Raw genomic sequence first — 15983 nt, forward strand, 5'->3', positions numbered from 1 at the left:
GCGGTGGCCGGACAAACAACACCTTCCTGATCGTTGCGCTGCGTAGGGTGCGCCATGCGCACCGTGGGAGCGGCGCGGTGGTTGTGGTGCGCGCGGCGCACCCTACGGGGCCGGCGAGCGGTGCATTCGCGGCGGCACTACGAACGAGAAACGGGCCCTTGCGGGCCCGTCGTCGGGAATAAAACGGCCACGGGTTAACGTGGCCAGAGCCAGTACGGCTCAGTCAATCCTTGTCCATCTGCGAATGGGTGCGGGTGTCCTTCATGAACACGTAGACCAGCAGCGAGCAGGCGATGCAGCCGGTCACGTACCAGTAGAAGCCGCTTTCCAGGCCGATGCTCTTGAACCACAGCGCGACGTACTCGGCGGTCCCGCCGAAGATCGACACGGTCAGCGCATACGGCAGGCCGACGCCGAGGGCGCGGATCTGGGTGGGGAACAGCTCGGCCTTCACCACGGCGTTGATCGAGGTGTACCCGCTGACGATGATCAGCGCCGCCATGATCAGGAAGAACGCGCCCCACCAGGTCTGGACGGTGTGCAGGGTGGTGAGGATCGGCACCGTGCACAGCGTTCCGAGCACACCGAAGGCGATCAGGATCGGGCGCCGTCCGATCTTGTCGGAGAGCGCGCCCACCAGCGGCTGCAGCAGCATGAACAGGAACAGCGTGGCGGCGGAGATCATCGTCGAATCGGTCTTGCTCATCCCGACGGTGTTCACCAGGTATTTCTGCATGTAGGTGGTGTAGGTGTAGAACGCCAGCGTACCGCCCATGGTCAGGCCGACCACGGTGAACACCGCCTTGGGATGACGCATCAGCGTGCGCATCAGGCTTTCGGTCGGCTTGTCCTTCTTCTTGGTGAAGGAATCGGTCTCTTCCATCCCGCGACGCAGGAACATGGCGACCACCGCGCACAGCGCGCCGATCAGGAACGGTACGCGCCAGCCCCAGCTTTCCAGCTGCTCGACGGTCAGCGTCTGCTGCAGGACGATCAGCACCGCCAGGGCGATGAGCTGGCCGGAAATCAGCGTGACGTACTGGAAGCTGGAGAAGAAGCCACGGCTTTCCTTGGTCGCCGTCTCGCTCAGGTAGGTCGCCGAGGTGCCGTACTCGCCGCCGACCGAGAGGCCCTGCAGCAGGCGCGCGACCACCAGCAGCACCGGCGCGGCCACGCCGATGGTTTCGTAGCTCGGGGTCAGCGCGATCATCAGCGAGCCGAAGCACATCAGCAGCACCGAGGCCAGCAGCGCGGCCTTGCGGCCCTTGCGGTCGGCGTAGATGCCCATTAGCCAACCGCCGATGGGACGCATGATGAAGCCGACGGCGAAGATCGCCGCGGTGTTCAGCAACTGCGCGGTCTGGTCGCCCTGGGGGAAGAAGGATTTGGCGAAGTACAGGGAGAAGGCGGCGTAGACGTACCAGTCGTACCACTCGACCAGGTTGCCCACCGAGCCACTGAAAATCGATTTGATGCGTTGCGAGGTGCTGCGGGGTGCTGCGTTGGAAGCAGACAGCGTGCTGGAGCTATCCATCGTTATTCCTCTGATGTTGTTGTTTTTGGGCGCCGCCTCGGCCGCGCGAGTGCCGGTTGTCCATAGCAGATGCTGTGCCATGGGCCGGAAGGCCCGTATCAGAGGGGTTGCGAGGGTTTTTAGGGGAGTCGATGCGCGGAATTATGCCGACTGCTGCGGCTGGATAAGCGGAAATCCGCCTGTTTGAGGGGCTCTCGGTGCGCACGGCGCACCCTACGGCGGGCCGATCATCTCATTCCTCGTCACGCAGGAATTCGCCGCGGGCCAGACCGTGGCGCTGCATCTTCTCGTTCAGCGTGCGCCGCGGCAGTTGCAGCAGGTTCATCGCCGTCTTGATTTCGCCCCCGCTGCGCGCCAGCGCCAGGCGCAGGCACTGCGCCTCGTAGGCTTCCATCAGCTCGGCCAGCGATGGCTCGCCGGCAGTGGCCGGCAGCGGGCTTTCGTCGAGGCCGAGCACATGGCGTTCGGCGGCGTTGGCCAGTTCGCGCACGTTGCCCGGCCAGTCGTGGCTGAGCAGTTGCGCCAGGTGCAGCGGCGTCGGCGCGGTGGCCTCGCGACCGAGCCGGCCGCCGGCCTCGCGGGAGAAATGGGCGAACAGCAGGGCGATGTCCTCGCGCCGCTCGCGCAGCGCCGGCAAGTGCAATTCGGCGACGTTGAGGCGGTAGAACAGGTCCTCGCGGAAGCGCCCGGCGCGCACTTCATCGCGCAGGTCGGGCTTGGTCGCGGCGATCACCCGCAGGTCGATGGCGATGCTCTGGTTCGAGCCGAGCCGCTCCAGGCGCTGCTCCTGCAGCACGCGCAGCAGCTTGACCTGCTGCGCCAGCGGCATGCTCTCGATCTCGTCGAGAAACAGCGTGCCGCCGTCTGCGTGCTCCAGCTTGCCGACGCGCTTGCCCTGGGCGCCGGTGAAGGCGCCGCTTTCGTGGCCGAACAGCTCGGTCTCGAACAGGTGCTCGGGAATCGCCGCGCAGTTGAGCGCGACGAAGGGCTTTTGCGCGCGCGGTCCGAAGTCGTGCAGGCAACGCGCGACCATTTCCTTGCCGCTGCCGGTCTCGCCACGCAGCAGCACGTTGACCGGCGTCTGCGCCAGCGCCAGCAGCTGCCGGCGCAGCGTGCGGATCGCCGGGGAAACGCCGAGCAGGCGCGACTCGAGCGCGTCGCCGTGCTCGACCTGGGCACGCAGTCGGCGGTTTTCCTGCACCAGGCGGCGCTTCTCCAGCGCCCGTCCGAGGGTTTCCAGCAGGCGTTCGGGGTCCACCGGTTTCTCGATGAAGTCGTAGGCGCCCAGGCGCATCGCTTCCACCGCCTGGGGCACGTCGCCGTGGCCGGTGACCATGATCAGCGGCAGCTCGGCGTCCATCGCGCGCACCGCCTGCAGCAGCGCCATGCCGTCCATGCCGGGCATGCGCAGGTCGCTGATCAGCACGCCGGCGAAGTCCGCGTCCAGGCTCGCCAGGCAGTCCCGGGCGTTTTCGAACAGGGTCACGGCGTAGCCGGACAGCTGCAGCCATTCACCGACCGCCTGGCGGATCACCGCCTCGTCGTCGACCAGAATCACCGGTCCGCGCATGCTGTTTCCTCCGGGGTGTGGATCGGCAGGCGCAGGCTGAACAGTGCGCCGTCGTCCAGGTTGGTGGCGCTCAGCTGGCCGCCGAGTTCGCCGACGATGGCGGCGGATACGGCCAGGCCGATGCCCAGCCCGGCGCCGGCCGGTTTGGTGGTGAAGAAGGCGTCGAAGACCTTGGTCAGGTGTTCCTCGGCGATGCCACCGCCATTGTCGGCGACTTCCAGCAGCCAGTCCCCGCCGTCGCGCCGCAGGCTCAGGCGGATGCGCGGCTCGACCTTGCCGGTGACCGCGTCCAGCGCGTTGCTGAGCAGGTTGACCAGCACCTGCTCGAGGCGAATCGCGTCGCCGCTCACCCAGGCCGGGCGCTGCACGCGCTGCTCGATGTGCACTTGCGCCTGCCGCAGGTTCGGCGCCAGCAGCTGCAGCGCCTTGTCCAGCACGCCGCCCAGCTCCAGGCGCTCGCGGTTGCCGCCGGGGCTCCGGCGCGCGTAGGTCTTCAGGTGGCTGGTCAGTGCGCTCATGCGCTGCAGCAGTTCGTCGTGGCGGGCGAGGGCGGCGCGCGCCTGCTCCAGCTGGCCCTGGTCGAAGAGCAGGCGCAGGCTGGCCAACTGCATGCGCAGGGCGGTCAGTGGCTGGTTGATCTCGTGTGCCAGCGCGGCGGACATCTGCCCCAGCGCGGCCAGCTTGGCCGCCTGCACCAGGCCGTCCTGGGCGGTGCGCAGGTCGGCGGTGCGCTGTTCCACCAGGCGTTCCAGCTCCGCCCGGCTGCGCTGGCGCAGGCGCGCCAGGCGCCAGCGCTGGTGCAGGAAAAGGCCGAGGAAGACCAGCGCCAGCCAGACGCCGCCGGCGGCCAGGCTCGCATCGCGGGCGGCGTTGCCGCTCTGCGGCGCGCTGAGCAGGTGCAGCGTCCAGCCCTCGTTGGGCAGCGCCATCGATTCCCAGAGCAGGTCCTCGGCGCCGTCGGGGCCGGCCACGCGCCGCAGGTGGCTGTCCTCGCCCAGCGTGCGCAGCTCGCCATAGCGAAGCGGCTGCAGAGGTTGCTTGTCGTACTGCCGGGTGGCCGCGAGTTCGGCGCGCTCGGCCTCGCCGAGCGGGCGCAGCTCGCGGTAGCGCCAGGCCGCGCGGTTGGCGAGGAACACCACGTCCTTGGCGTCGCTGGCGAGGATCAGGTCCGGGCGCGCGCTCCAGTCGGCCTCCAGGTCGGGAAACTCCAGCTTGACCACGATGGCGCCGAGGAAGCTGCCGTCGTCGTCGCGGATCGCCTGGGACATGAAGTAGCCGGGAATCCCGCTGACCACGCCCACCGCGTAGAAGCGTCCGCTGCCTTGCCGGCGGGTGTCGAAGAAGTACGGCCGGTAGCCGTAGTTGTGGCCGACGTAGCTGGTCGGCAGGCGCCAGTTGCTGGCGGCGACGGCCAGACCGTCGCGGTCCATCAGTTCGAGGATCGCCGAGCGCGCGGCGCCGTTGATGGCCTCCAGCTTGAGGTTCAGCCGCTCGCGCAGCGCGCCGTCTACCGGGCCGCGCAGGGCTGTCTTCAGCTCCGGATCGAGCGCCAGCACCGCCGGCAGCGAGCGGTAGCGCTCGATCAGCGTCTGCAGGTTGCCGCCGATCAGGCTGAGCTGTTCGCGCGCCTGCACGCTCTGCTCGCGCAGGGCCTGGCGTTCGGCCTGGCGCCCGGCGAAATGCATCGCCAGCAGCAGGCCGGCGGCGAGCAGCAGGATCATCACGATGAGGCGCAGGGAACGGGGTGGCACGGGTGAACTCATGGTGTGGCCGGGTGAGCCGGGGAGCGAGCGATCGAGGCAGGCCAGACCTTAACACGAGCCGTCGCCACGCTCTGCCCTTGTCCACGCCGACTGGATACACTGCGCTCCTCGAACAACAACGATTGCGCCCACATGCACTTGCATCCCTGGTCTTTACCCGTCGCCGAGGGATTCACCCTGCGCGGCTGGCACAGCGAGCCGTCCGGCAAACCGCTGCTGCATTTCCTCCACGGCAACGGTTTCTGCACTCGCACCTACGAACCCTTGCTGCGCCGGCTGAGCGACGATTTCGATCTGTGGCTGGGCGATTTCCAGGGCCACGGCGAAAGCGACCATGGCGGTACCTTCGTCGGCTGGAACCGCAGCGCCGAACTCGCCGTGCAGTGCTTCGAGTCCGGCCGCGGGCTGTTCGGCGAGGTGCCCCGGCTGGCCCTCGGGCACAGCTTCGGCGGCGTGCTCACCGGCCTGATCCTGGCCGAGCGGCCGGACCTGTTCCAGCGCGCGGTGCTGCTCGACCCGGTGCTCTTCAGCCCGCGCATGCTGATGGCGATGCGCTTCGCCGCGCTGTTCGGCCAATACGGCCGGCACCAGATGGCGCGCCGGGCCGCGGCGCGGCGCAACCACTGGCCGGACCGCCCGGCGGTGCGCGCCAATTTCGAGGGTCGCGGGATCTTCAAGGGCTGGTGCGAGGAGGCGCTCGACGCCCACATCGAGCACGCGCTGCGCCCGGCGGCGGACGGCGGCGTGGAGCTGAAATGCCGGCCGAGCCGCGAAGCCGAGGTGTTCTCCTCGTCGCCGCAGCGCCTGTGGCCGACGCTGCGCCAGGTGCGCACACCGACCCGGGTGATCCACGGCCGCGACAGCTACGCCTTCATCGCGCCCTCGGTGGCGCGCTGGTGCGCGGCGAGCCCGTCGCTCAGCGAACAGGCGGTCGACGGTGGGCATTGCTTCATGCAGGAACACCCCGAGCATACTGCCGTGCTGGTGCGCGGCTTCCTGCTGGAGCAGTCGTTCTGAGCCGCTAGCTCTTGCGCTTCCACTGGTCGATGCGGACCACGTTGTCGGTGCGCCGCGGCGTCGCTGGGGCGCTCGGCACGCTTTCCAGAATCACGCTGGCGGCGACTTCCACCACCGGCGCCGGGGGCGGTTCGGCGGCGCTCGGCAGCGGGTGCGCTTCCAGCTCGATACGGCCGAGGTGATTGCCGAACATCACCAGGGTGCCGGCGTGGCGCTGCTCGCCGGTGACGGTGAACTCGAAGGCGTAGACCCGCGCGAAGCGCTTGCGCCCGCGGCTGTCGGCGAGCAGGCCGAAACGACGGAAGGCGACGTTCTCGTCGAGTAGTTCCACCTGCACCTTCGCGCAATGCTGGCGCGCCAGGATCAACGCGCGCTCGCGCACGCCGTGGCCATGCCAGAGCCAGGCGCCGGCGCCAGCCAGTAACAGCAGCAGGAACAGATTGCCGAGGGTCAGCATGGAGGGTCCAGTCGAGGGGCGGAGACAGGAGCTTACCCCAACCCCGGCGACTTTCAACGGGGCGCATCCGGGCTTTTTTCGCGGCCCGCATGCGCCGCCTTCAGCCCTGCAGCGAACGCGGTTTCGGGTAGCGGCGGTCGGCCTTGCCGGCCTTCAGCACCTGCCCGGGCAGGGTGTGGCCGACGATCGCCGGCAGCCCGGTGGCGACCTCCAGCAGGGCGTCGAGATCGACCCCGGTGTCCTCGCCCATCTGCGCGAACATGTGTACCAGGTCCTCGGTGCAGACATTGCCGGTGGCGCCCGGCGCGTAGGGGCAGCCACCGAGCCCGCCGAGGGAGGTGTCGAAGCGGCGGATGCCGACCTGGAACGCCGCCAGCGCGTTGGCCAGGCCCATGCCGCGGGTGTCGTGCACATGCAGGGTGAAGCCGACCTGCGGCCAGCGCGCCAGCGTTTCGCGGCAGATCCGCGCGACCTGCGCCGGGTTGGCCATGCCGGTGGTATCGCACAGCGTCACGCCTTGCACGCCGATTTCCAGCAAGCGCTCGATCAGGTGGTAGACCCGTTCTTCCGCGATCTGGCCCTCGAATGGACAGCCGAAGGTGGTCGACAGCGAAGCGTTGATGAACACGCCGCTGCCGCGACTTACATCGATGATCTCGGCGAACTGCGCCAGCGACTGCTCCGGAGTCATGCGCAGGTTGGCCAGGCCGTGGGTGTCGCTGGCCGACATTACCAGGTTGATCTCGTCCACCCCGCAGGCCAGGGCGCGCTCGCAGCCCTTCACGTTGGGCACCAGCACGGTGTATTCGACGCCCGGCACACGGGTGATGCCGCGCATCACCTCCTCGGCATCGCGCAGGTTGGGAATCGCCTTGGGCGAGGTGAACGAGGTCGCCTCGATCTTCGCCAGGCCGGTGCGCGAAAGCGCGTCGATCAGGGCGATCTTGGTCTCGGTGGCGATGAAGTCGGCTTCGATCTGGAAGCCGTCTCGGGTAGCGACTTCCTGGATGTAGAGACGGGTCATGGGGCAATCCTGTTGGGTCGGATGTGGCCCGGGTCGAGCGCAGCGACACCCGGGACGGATCTCCTGGGTATCACGTCGTTCAACCCAGGCTACCGGCGATGGCTGGCTTCAGATGATCCCGCGCTCACGCAGGCCGGCGACCTGCGCGTCGCTGAGGCCGAGGCCGGCGAGCACGTCGTCGCTGTGTTCGCCCAGCTGCGGGCCGCCGGCGCCAATTCGTCCCGGGGTGCGGCTCAGCTTGGGCAGCACGCCAGGCACCTTCAGCGGACCGGCGCTGGTCTGCACCTGCTCGATCATGCCGCGGGCCAGGTAGTGCGGATCGGCGACGATGTCGGCGGCGGTGTAGGGGAATCCAGCCGGTACGCGGGCCTCCTTGAGGGCCTCGATCACCTCGTCACGACCGTGTTGCAGGGTCCACTCGGAAATCGCCGTGTCGATCCGCTCGGCCTGCAGGCTGCGCCCGTCGTTGTGCGCCAGGGCAGGATCGTCAGCGAGGTCCATACGGCCGATGAGGCGCATCAGGCGCTTGTAGATGGAATCGCCATTACCAGCGATCAACACGTAGCGGCCGTCGTTGCAGGGGTAGGAGTTGGACGGGGTGATGCCCGGCAGCGCGCTACCGGCCGGTTCGCGGACATAGCCGAAGGCGTCGTACTCGGGCACCAGGCTTTCCATCATGGCGAACACCGACTCGTACAACGCCACGTCGATCTCCTGGCCCCGACCGCTGCGCGCCCGCTCCTGCAAGGCCAGCAGCACGCCGATCACGCCATACAGCGAGGACAGCGAGTCGCCAATGCTGACACCGACGCGCACCGGTGCCTGGCCCGGGTAGCCGGACAGATGGCGTAACCCGCCCATCGCTTCGCCGATCACGCCGAAGCCGGGCAGGTCGCGATAGGGGCCGGTCTGCCCGTAACCGGAGATGCGCAGCATGATCAGTTTCGGGTTCAACGTCGCCAGTTCGCGATAGCCCAGGCCCCAGCCCTCGAGAGTGCCGGGACGGAAGTTCTCGATCAGCACGTCGGCCTCGGCGATAAGCCGGCGGGCGATCTCCTGGCCTTCGGCGGCTTTCAGGTCGAGGCTCAGCGAGCGCTTGTTGCGCGATTGCACGTGCCACCAGAGCGAGGTGCCGTCCTTGAGCTTGCGCCATTTGCGCAGCGGGTCGCCGACGCCCGGCGGCTCGATCTTCACCACGTCGGCGCCGAATTCGCCGAGCATCTTGCTGGCGAAGGGGCCGGCGATCAGCTGACCCATCTCCACCACCTTGATGCCCTGCAGCGGCAGGCTGCTGCTCTGGGTCATGTCTGCTCTCCTCGCAGGATGTGTTGCGTATGGCACTGAGCATGGAACAGCGCCTGACCCCGGACAATCAATGAATTGCCAAGTTATGCTTCGCCAAACGCGAAGACCGGCTGATTTTTATCGCCAAACGTTCGATTTCATTCCTTTCAATTCGTGATTCACGAATGCAGGAGCCCCATGCGCCGCATCGATTTCGTCACTCTCAAGCTCTTCGTCAGCATCGCCGACGAGCGCAGCCTGACACGCGCCGCCGAACGCGAGCACCTGGCCCTGGCCGCGGTGAGCAAGCGCATCAGCGACCTGGAAGGCCAGCTCGGCAGCGCGCTGCTGTACCGACAGCCGAAGGGCGTCGAGCTGACCCCGGCGGGCCACGCGCTGTTGCACCACGCGCGCACCCTGCTCGACAACCTGCGCCAGATGAGCGCCGACCTCAGTGAATTCAGCCTCGGCGTCAAAGGCCACGTGCGCATCCATGCCAACACCTCGGCGGTGATCGAATTCCTTCCCGAGGACCTGAGCCGCTTCGCCCGCGCGCACCCGGAGGTGAAGATCGACCTCGAGGAGCGGGTCAGCAGCGAAACCATCCGCGCGGTGCGCGAGGGCCTCACCGACATCGGCATCTTCGCTGGCCACGTGCAGGCCGACGAACTGCAGGTGTTCGGCTATCGCCGCGACCAACTGGCGCTGGTCACCCCGCGCGATCATCCGCTGGCGTCGCGCAGCCAGGTCAGCCTGCGCGATGCCATCGGCTACGACTTTATCGGCCTGCAGCAGGATGCCTCGTTGCACAGCCTGCTGCAGCACACCGCGCACCAGCTCGGCGAGCCGCTGCGGATGCGCATCCAGGTGCGCAGCTTCGAGGCGATCAGCCGGATGATCCAGACCGGCATGGGCGTCGGCGTTCTGCCCGACGAAGCGGTGCGCAGCCTCCTGCCGGCGCTGGACGTCGCGGTGATCCCGCTCATCGACCCCTGGGCGAAGCGCGAACTCAAGGTCGGCGTGCGCAGCCTGGAGAGCCTCTCGGTCACCGCGCGGCAGATGCTCGAACACCTGATTGGCGGTAATCCGCTGGCCGGCTAGGCGCTTTTTTGTGCGCCAAGCCCTCGCGGACGACGAAGCCTGATCCCGCTTTCGCGCGTTCACGGCGGCCGATTGAAGGCTGCCTTCGCGAAATCCGAAGGCTCGCTTAGCCAATTAAGAATTTCAGCGGCTTGCCGCCGCGTCGTAGATTCATCCGCGGCTCGACAACTACAACTAAGGGGCTCCTCCATGATGCGTACTTTCCTGCGCGGCACCGGCCGCATGCTCGCCGCTTCGGCACTGTTCCTCTGTCTCGGCGCCCAGGCTGACCCGATCCTCATCAAGTTTTCCCACATCACCGCCGACTCCACGCCCAAGGGCCAGGGTGCGCTGCTGTTCAAGAAACTGGTGGAAGAGCGCATGGCCGGCAAGGTGGCGGTGCAGGTCTACGCCAACTCCTCGCTCTACGGCGACGGCAAGGAAATGGAGGCGCTGCTGCTCAACGAAGTGCAGATGCTCGCCCCGGCACCGTCCAAGCTGGAGCAGTACACCAAGCAGCTGCAGCTGTTCGACCTGATGTTCCTGTTCGATGACGTGGCGGCCGCGCAGCGCTTCCAGAATTCCCCGCGCGGCAAGGCGCTGCTCAAGTCGATGGAGCCCAAGGGCGTCACCGGGCTGGCCTACTGGCTCAACGGCATGCGCCAGCTGACCGCCAACAAGCCGCTGCTCGAACCCAAGGATGCCCGCGGCCTGAAGTTTCGCGTGCAGCCTTCCGACCTGCAGGCCGCGCAGTACAGCGCACTGCGCGCGGTACCGCGGAAGATGGCTTTCGCCGAGATCTATCAAGGCCTGCAAACCGGCGTGGTGAATGCCCAGGACAACCCCTGGTCGAACATCTACAGCCAGAAGTACTACGAAGTGCAGAAGTACATGGTCGAATCCAACCATGGCATCGGTAACTACGTGCTGATCACCAACACGCAGTTCTGGAACGGCCTGCCGGCGGACATCCGCAGCCAGCTGGAGACGATCATCGACGAGGTCACGGTGACCGTTAACCAGCAGGCCGAAGCGCTCAACAACAAGGCCCGCCAGGCGATCGTCGATGCCGGGCAGAACGAGTTCATCGTGCTCACTCCGGAGCAGCGGGCGAAGTGGCGCGATGCGGTGCGGCCGAGCTGGAAGCCCTTCGAGGCCGACATCGGCGTCGACCTGATCGAGGCCGCTCAGGCGGCCAACACGGCGCCCTGATCGCGGGCTATACGCGGCCCGGCGGCGCTCGCCGGGCCGCGGCGTTTTGTCTCAAATCAGCCAGCAGGACGGCGTAGCCGGGTAGGATGGCGACCCTTCCGGCCAATCTCCCGACCCTCACGTGAGCCATTCCCGACGAACCCGCAGCAGCGCCTGGCTTGGCCTCTTCGCCATGCTGCTGGTGTTCGCCGGTCCTTTGCTGTCGCAGGGGATGGCGCACCACGCCATGCCGGGGATGCAGGCGTCGATGGACATGGCCGCGATGCCGGGCATGCACGACATGCCGGGCATGGCGCATGCCGACGCCCATCCCGCCAGCACCGGCGCCGACGATGCGCTGTGGGCCCAGTGCGGCTACTGCACCCTGTTGTTCAGTTGCCCGGCCCTGGTCGCGGCGCCCTTCGATCTGCCGCCGGCGGGTCTGTTCATCACCCCGCTGGCAACCCCGCGGATCGTCGACGGCCACGCCGCCTCGGCGGTGTTCCCCGGCGCACGCAGCCGCGCGCCACCGCTGTTTTCCTGATCGTCCCCCCGACCCGCTAACCTCGCCGGCGCGCCTGTGCGCGCGCGGCGCAGCGGCATCCGTCTCCCGATCATGGAAAGCACATGTCCACATTACGTACCCGCGCGCGCCTGGTTTTCGTCGCCAGCCCGCTGCTGCTAAACGCGCCTTTCGCGTTGTCTGCGCCTGACGAATCGAGCCCGCTCGAATTGGAAACCCAGGTGGTCACGGCGGTTGCGCCGGAATCCCCGCTGACCGTCGTCACCGACCCGAAACAGCCACGCCAGCCGGTGCCGGCCAGCGACGGCGCCGATTATTTGAAGACCATCCCCGGCTTCTCGGTGATCCGCGCCGGTGGCAGCAACGGCGATCCGGTGCTGCGCGGGATGTTCGGCTCGCGGCTGAACATCCTTACCAACGGCGGCCAGATGATCGGCGCCTGCCCCAACCGGATGGATGCGCCGACGTCCTACATTTCGCCGGAAACCTTCGACAGCCTGACCGTGATCAAGGGCCCGCAGAGCGTGCTCTACGGTCCCGGCGCCTCGGCCGGCACGGTGCTTTTCGAGCGCGATCCGGAGCGCTTCGGCGAACTCGGCGCGCGCCTCGACGGCAGCGTGCTGGTGGGCTCCAACGGGCGCTTCGACAAGGTCGTCGACGGCGCCGTGGGCGGCTCGCAAGGCTATCTGCGGGTCGTCGGCAACCAGGCCCGCGCCGATGACTACCGCGATGGCAACGGCCACCACGTGCCGTCGAAATGGGACAAGTGGAACGGCGATGTCGCCCTCGGCTGGACGCCGGACGCCGACACCCTGGTCGAGCTCAGCGCCGGTGCCGGCGACGGCGAGGCGCGCTACGCCGGGCGTGGCATGGACGGTGCGCAGTTCAAGCGCGAAAGCCTGGCCCTGCGCCTGAAGAAGTCCAACATCGGCGAGGTGCTGCAGGAGCTGGAGGCGCGGGTGTACTACAACTACGCCGACCACGTGATGGACAACTACAGCCTGCGCACGCCCTCAGGGACCGGCATGATGGCCGGGCCTATGGCGGCCGACGTCGACCGCCGCACCCTCGGCGGGCGCGTCTCGGCCACCTGGCGCTGGGCCGACTGGCAACTGATCGGCGGGGCCGATGCCCAGGTCAGCGAACACCGCGAGCGCAGCGCCTCGGGCATCGACACCTACGACGACCAGCCCTGGAGCCACGACGCGACCATGCGCAACGCCGGGCTGTTCAGCGAGCTGACCTGGTACGCCGCCGAGCGCCGCCGGCTGATCGGCGGCGCGCGCCTCGACCGCGCCTCGGCCCGCGACTACCGCTCCAGCCTCGGTTCGGGCATGGGCGCGGCGGCCAACCCCACCGCCGGCGACACGCGCAGCGACAGCCTGCCAAGCGGCTTCCTGCGCTTCGAGCAGGACCTCGCCGACTCGCCGACGACGCTGTATGCCGGCGTGGGCCACGTGCAGCGCTTCCCCGACTACTGGGAGCTGTACTCGCCGGACGCCGGCCCGGCCGGCTCGGCGAACGCCTTCGACGGCGTCCGCCCGGAAAAGACCACCCAGCTCGACATCGGCGCGCAATACGCCGGCGAGCACCTGCAGGCGTGGGCCTCGGCCTATGCCGGCCAGGTCCGCGACTACATCCTCTTCGAGTACCGCAACGGCGGGATGATGGGCAGCAGCTCGCAGGCGCGCAACGTCGATGCGCGGATCATGGGCGGCGAGCTGGGTGCGGCCTATCACCTGAGCGAGCACTGGAAGGCCGACGCGACGCTGGCCTATTCCTGGGGCAAGAACAGTTCGGACGGGGAGGCACTGCCGCAGATGCCGCCGCTGGAATCCCGCCTCGGGCTGACCTACGAGCGTGACGACTGGAGCGTCGGTGCCCTCTGGCGGCTGGTCGCCGAGCAGGGCCGGGTGGCGCAGGACAAGGGCAACGTGGTCGGTAAGGACTACGGCGACAGCAGCGGCTTCGGCGTCTTCTCGCTCAACGGCAGCTATCGGCTGAGCGAGCAGGTCAAGCTCAGCGCCGGCGTCGACAACCTGTTCGACAAGGCCTACGCCGAACACCTCAACCTGGCCGGCAACGCCGGCTTCGGCTACGCCGCCGACGATCCGCAGCCGGTGCAGGAGCCGGGACGCACGCTGTGGACCAAGGTGAACTTCAGCTTCTGACCGCAGGCGTTCGCAGGGCGGGCCGCGGCCCGCCCTGCGTTCCGCTCAAACCGCCGCTACCCGACGCTCTTCCAGCCGCTCGAACATGCTGCGGGCGATTTCCCGCTCGCCCATCACCACGAGATCCGCGCCGCTCTGTTCGAGGTGTTCCACCTCGGCGTCGAAATGCGCGCGGGCGATGATGCACAGCCGCGGGCACAGCTCGCGCGCGTGCTGGACGATCTTCGCCGCCTCGAACCCATTGGGTATCGCCACCAGCAGCCAGCGCGCCGAGCCGATGTTGGCCTGCTCCAGCACGCCCGATTTCACCGCGTTGCCAAGCACCGCACTGATGCCCGCTTCGCGCAGACCGTCGATGCCGCCCAGGTCATCCTCGATCACCACCAGCGGCGTGCCGGTTTCGCGCAGGCGCGCGCTGATCAGCCGGCCGACGCGGCCGTGGCCGATGAGGATGGCGTGGTCGCGCTCGTCGATCGGCGGCGGCGCGTCGACCTCCGCCGGCGCCGGTGCCGGGCCGGGTTCGCGCCGGTCGAGCCAGGGTTTGAGGCGGGTGATGGCGATGAACAGCAGCGGGTTGACCAGGATCGACAGGATCGCGCCGGCCAACAGCAGGTCGCGACCCTGGGCCGGTAACAGCTCCAGGCCGATGCCGAGGGCGATCAGGATGAAGCTGAACTCGCCGATCTGCGCCAGGCTGGCGGCGATGGTCAGCGCGGTGGACAGCGGGTGGCCGAAGGCACGAACGATCAGCAGCGCGCCGATCGACTTGCCGAGGACGATGACCAGGAAAGTCGCCAGTACCGGCAGCGGTTCGGCGATCAGGATGCTCGGGTCGAAGAGCATGCCGACCGAGACGAAGAACAGCACCGCGAAGGCGTCGCGCAGCGGCAGGGTCTTCTCCGCCGCGTCGTGGCTGAGTTCCGATTCGTTGAGGACCATCCCGGCGAAGAACGCGCCCAGGGCAAAGGACACGTCGAACAGCACCGCCGAACCAAAGGCGATGCCCATGGCGATGCTCAACACGGCGAGGGTGAACAGCTCGCGCGAGCCGGTGCTGGCCACCTTGCCCAGCAGCCAGGGCACGAAGCGGCGGCCGCCGACCAGCATCAGCACGATGAAGGTGGCGACCTTGCCGAGGGTCAGCAGCAGCTCCATCGGCAGGCTGACGTCGGCATTCGCCTGCTTGCCGCCGAGCAGCCCCGACACCGCCGGCAGCAGCACCAGCACCAGCACCATCAGCAGGTCCTCGACGATCAGCCAGCCGATGGCGATGCGCCCGCGCTGGGTGTCGAGCAACTGGCGTTCCTCCAGCGCGCGCAGCAGCACCACGGTGCTCGCCACCGACAGCGCCAGGCCGAACACCAGGCCGGCGCCGAGCGTCCAGCCCAGCGCCCGGGCCAGGCCCATGCCGAGCAGGGTGGCGAGGACGACCTGCACCAGCGCGCCGGGAATCGCGATGCCCTTCACCGACATCAGGTCTTTCAGCGAGAAGTGCAGGCCGACGCCGAACATCAGCAGGATCACGCCGATCTCGGAGATCTCCAGCGACAGCGCCTGGTCAGCGACGAATCCGGGGGTGAACGGGCCGGCGACCACGCCGGCGAGCAGGTAGCCCACCAGCGGCGAGATGCGCAGGCGGTTGGCCAGGCCGCCGAAGATGAACGCCAGCACCAGCCCGGCGGCGAGGGTGGCGATCAGCGGGGTTTGATGGGGCATGCGGCTCTCCTTGGCGCGGGACCCGGTCGCCGCGCGCCGCGGAGCGGCCTGGGGCGAAGCGGGGGCAGACGCGCGAAGCGCGCCTTCCACTCCTCAGAGTAACCGCTCAAGGACCCCGGTTGGCGCCGGTTTGTCCTTGATTTTGCAACGGAATCTTACTCGTAGCTGTCCTTCAGCCCCTGGTAGCGCTGCTCCAGTTCCTGGCGGATCTGGCGGCGCTGCTGGGCCTGGGCGAAACGCCGTTTCTCGTCGTAGGTTTCCGGCTGCAGCGGCGGCACCGGCGACGGTTTGCCGTCCTGGTCCATCGCCACCATGGTGAAGAAGCTGCTGTTGGTATGCCGCACCGAGCGCTCGCGGATGTTCTCGGTGACCACCTTCACGCCGACCTCCATCGAGGTGCGCCCGGTGTAATTGACTGAGGCGAGGAAGGTCACCAGTTCGCCGACGTGCACCGGCTCGCGGAAGATCACCTGGTCCACGGACAGCGTCACCACGTAGCGACCGGCATAGCGGCTGGCGCAGGCGTAGGCGACTTCGTCGAGGTACTTGAGCAGGGTGCCGCCGTGCACGTTGCCGGAAAAGTTGGCCATGTCCGGCGTCATCAGCACCGTCATCGTCAATTGGGTGGTTCCGGCTTCCATGGCGTCCCTCGT

13 protein-coding genes are annotated in these 15983 nt (G+C 68.1%); 5 read left to right on the forward strand and 8 right to left on the reverse strand.

Going from position 1 to position 15983, the window contains the following annotated elements:
• Positions 1-223: 223 nt before the first annotated feature.
• The 3 genes from QMX85_RS05605 to QMX85_RS05615 all read right to left on the reverse strand — a co-directional run bounded on the left by QMX85_RS05605 (position 224) and on the right by QMX85_RS05615 (position 4867).
• Positions 224-1534 (reverse strand): MFS transporter, encoded by a 1311-nt coding sequence (locus tag QMX85_RS05605; RefSeq protein ID WP_282339182.1) that lies wholly within the window; start codon positions 1532-1534, stop codon positions 224-226.
• A 232-nt stretch (positions 1535-1766) separates the two neighbouring features.
• Positions 1767-3104 (reverse strand): sigma-54 dependent transcriptional regulator, encoded by a 1338-nt coding sequence (locus tag QMX85_RS05610; RefSeq protein WP_282339183.1) that lies wholly within the window; start codon positions 3102-3104, stop codon positions 1767-1769.
• Positions 3089-4867, reverse strand: coding sequence for an ATP-binding protein (locus tag QMX85_RS05615; RefSeq protein ID WP_282339184.1), 1779 nt, complete (start codon positions 4865-4867; stop codon positions 3089-3091). Before QMX85_RS05615 ends, QMX85_RS05610 begins: the two co-directional genes overlap by 16 nt.
• A gap of 132 nt (positions 4868-4999) precedes the next feature.
• On the opposite strand from QMX85_RS05615, the gene QMX85_RS05620 reads away from it, so the two are divergent.
• A complete protein-coding gene (locus QMX85_RS05620; protein ID WP_282339185.1) occupies positions 5000-5884 on the forward strand; it encodes an alpha/beta hydrolase in 885 nt (294 codons plus the stop codon).
• A gap of 4 nt (positions 5885-5888) precedes the next feature.
• On the opposite strand, the gene QMX85_RS05625 is transcribed toward QMX85_RS05620, so the two are convergent.
• The 3 genes from QMX85_RS05625 to QMX85_RS05635 all read right to left on the reverse strand — a co-directional run bounded on the left by QMX85_RS05625 (position 5889) and on the right by QMX85_RS05635 (position 8670).
• Positions 5889-6341, reverse strand: a complete 453-nt coding sequence (locus QMX85_RS05625) for a DUF3301 domain-containing protein (RefSeq protein ID WP_282339186.1) — start codon at positions 6339-6341, stop codon at positions 5889-5891.
• A gap of 100 nt (positions 6342-6441) precedes the next feature.
• Positions 6442-7365, reverse strand: coding sequence for a hydroxymethylglutaryl-CoA lyase (locus QMX85_RS05630; RefSeq protein ID WP_282339187.1), 924 nt, complete (start codon positions 7363-7365; stop codon positions 6442-6444).
• A 108-nt stretch (positions 7366-7473) separates the two neighbouring features.
• A complete protein-coding gene (locus tag QMX85_RS05635; RefSeq protein WP_282339188.1) occupies positions 7474-8670 on the reverse strand; it encodes a CaiB/BaiF CoA-transferase family protein in 1197 nt (398 codons plus the stop codon).
• A 177-nt stretch (positions 8671-8847) separates the two neighbouring features.
• Between QMX85_RS05635 and QMX85_RS05640 the strand changes: the two genes are divergently transcribed.
• The 4 genes from QMX85_RS05640 (at position 8848) to QMX85_RS05655 (ending at position 13614) form a co-directional block, all read left to right on the forward strand.
• Entirely contained in the window at positions 8848-9750 is a 903-nt protein-coding gene (locus tag QMX85_RS05640) for a LysR family transcriptional regulator (protein ID WP_282339189.1), read from the forward strand.
• Between the two features lie 192 nt (positions 9751-9942).
• On the forward strand, positions 9943-10941 hold the full coding sequence (locus tag QMX85_RS05645) for a TRAP transporter substrate-binding protein (RefSeq protein WP_282339213.1): 999 nt from the start codon (positions 9943-9945) through the stop codon (positions 10939-10941).
• A 121-nt stretch (positions 10942-11062) separates the two neighbouring features.
• On the forward strand, positions 11063-11464 hold the full coding sequence (locus tag QMX85_RS05650; RefSeq protein ID WP_282339190.1) for a DUF2946 domain-containing protein: 402 nt from the start codon (positions 11063-11065) through the stop codon (positions 11462-11464).
• Positions 11465-11547: 83 nt separating this feature from the next.
• Positions 11548-13614: a TonB-dependent copper receptor gene (locus QMX85_RS05655; protein ID WP_282339191.1), complete on the forward strand. Its 2067-nt coding sequence runs from the start codon at positions 11548-11550 to the stop codon at positions 13612-13614.
• Between the two features lie 45 nt (positions 13615-13659).
• Here QMX85_RS05655 and ybaL read toward each other — a convergent pair whose 3' ends face one another.
• The gene (ybaL, locus tag QMX85_RS05660; RefSeq protein WP_282339192.1) at positions 13660-15330 is read right to left on the reverse strand and encodes a YbaL family putative K(+) efflux transporter; all 1671 of its coding nucleotides are present in this window, start codon (positions 15328-15330) and stop codon (positions 13660-13662) included.
• A 155-nt stretch (positions 15331-15485) separates the two neighbouring features.
• The gene (locus QMX85_RS05665; RefSeq protein ID WP_090231474.1) at positions 15486-15971 is read right to left on the reverse strand and encodes an acyl-CoA thioesterase; all 486 of its coding nucleotides are present in this window, start codon (positions 15969-15971) and stop codon (positions 15486-15488) included.
• Positions 15972-15983: the final 12 nt, after the last annotated feature.

The sequence above is a fragment of the Pseudomonas sp. PS02288 genome (assembly GCF_029959715.1).
GTDB classification, from domain to species: domain Bacteria; phylum Pseudomonadota; class Gammaproteobacteria; order Pseudomonadales; family Pseudomonadaceae; genus Pseudomonas_O; species Pseudomonas_O kuykendallii.

Excerpts from the sequence above, each read along its gene's own strand:
- QMX85_RS05605 (WP_282339182.1), bottom strand. The coding sequence starts at position 1,534 with ATGGATAGCTCCAGCACGCTGTCTGCTTCCAACGCAGCACCCCGCAGC.
- QMX85_RS05610 (WP_282339183.1), bottom strand. The coding sequence starts at position 3,104 with ATGCGCGGACCGGTGATTCTGGTCGACGACGAGGCGGTGATCCGCCAG.
- QMX85_RS05615 (WP_282339184.1), bottom strand. The coding sequence starts at position 4,867 with ATGAGTTCACCCGTGCCACCCCGTTCCCTGCGCCTCATCGTGATGATC.
- QMX85_RS05620 (WP_282339185.1), top strand. The coding sequence starts at position 5,000 with ATGCACTTGCATCCCTGGTCTTTACCCGTCGCCGAGGGATTCACCCTG.
- QMX85_RS05625 (WP_282339186.1), bottom strand. The coding sequence starts at position 6,341 with ATGCTGACCCTCGGCAATCTGTTCCTGCTGCTGTTACTGGCTGGCGCC.
- QMX85_RS05630 (WP_282339187.1), bottom strand. The coding sequence starts at position 7,365 with ATGACCCGTCTCTACATCCAGGAAGTCGCTACCCGAGACGGCTTCCAG.
- QMX85_RS05635 (WP_282339188.1), bottom strand. The coding sequence starts at position 8,670 with ATGACCCAGAGCAGCAGCCTGCCGCTGCAGGGCATCAAGGTGGTGGAG.
- QMX85_RS05640 (WP_282339189.1), top strand. The coding sequence starts at position 8,848 with ATGCGCCGCATCGATTTCGTCACTCTCAAGCTCTTCGTCAGCATCGCC.
- QMX85_RS05645 (WP_282339213.1), top strand. The coding sequence starts at position 9,943 with ATGCGTACTTTCCTGCGCGGCACCGGCCGCATGCTCGCCGCTTCGGCA.
- QMX85_RS05655 (WP_282339191.1), top strand. The coding sequence starts at position 11,548 with ATGTCCACATTACGTACCCGCGCGCGCCTGGTTTTCGTCGCCAGCCCG.
- ybaL (WP_282339192.1), bottom strand. The coding sequence starts at position 15,330 with ATGCCCCATCAAACCCCGCTGATCGCCACCCTCGCCGCCGGGCTGGTG.
- QMX85_RS05665 (WP_090231474.1), bottom strand. The coding sequence starts at position 15,971 with ATGGAAGCCGGAACCACCCAATTGACGATGACGGTGCTGATGACGCCG.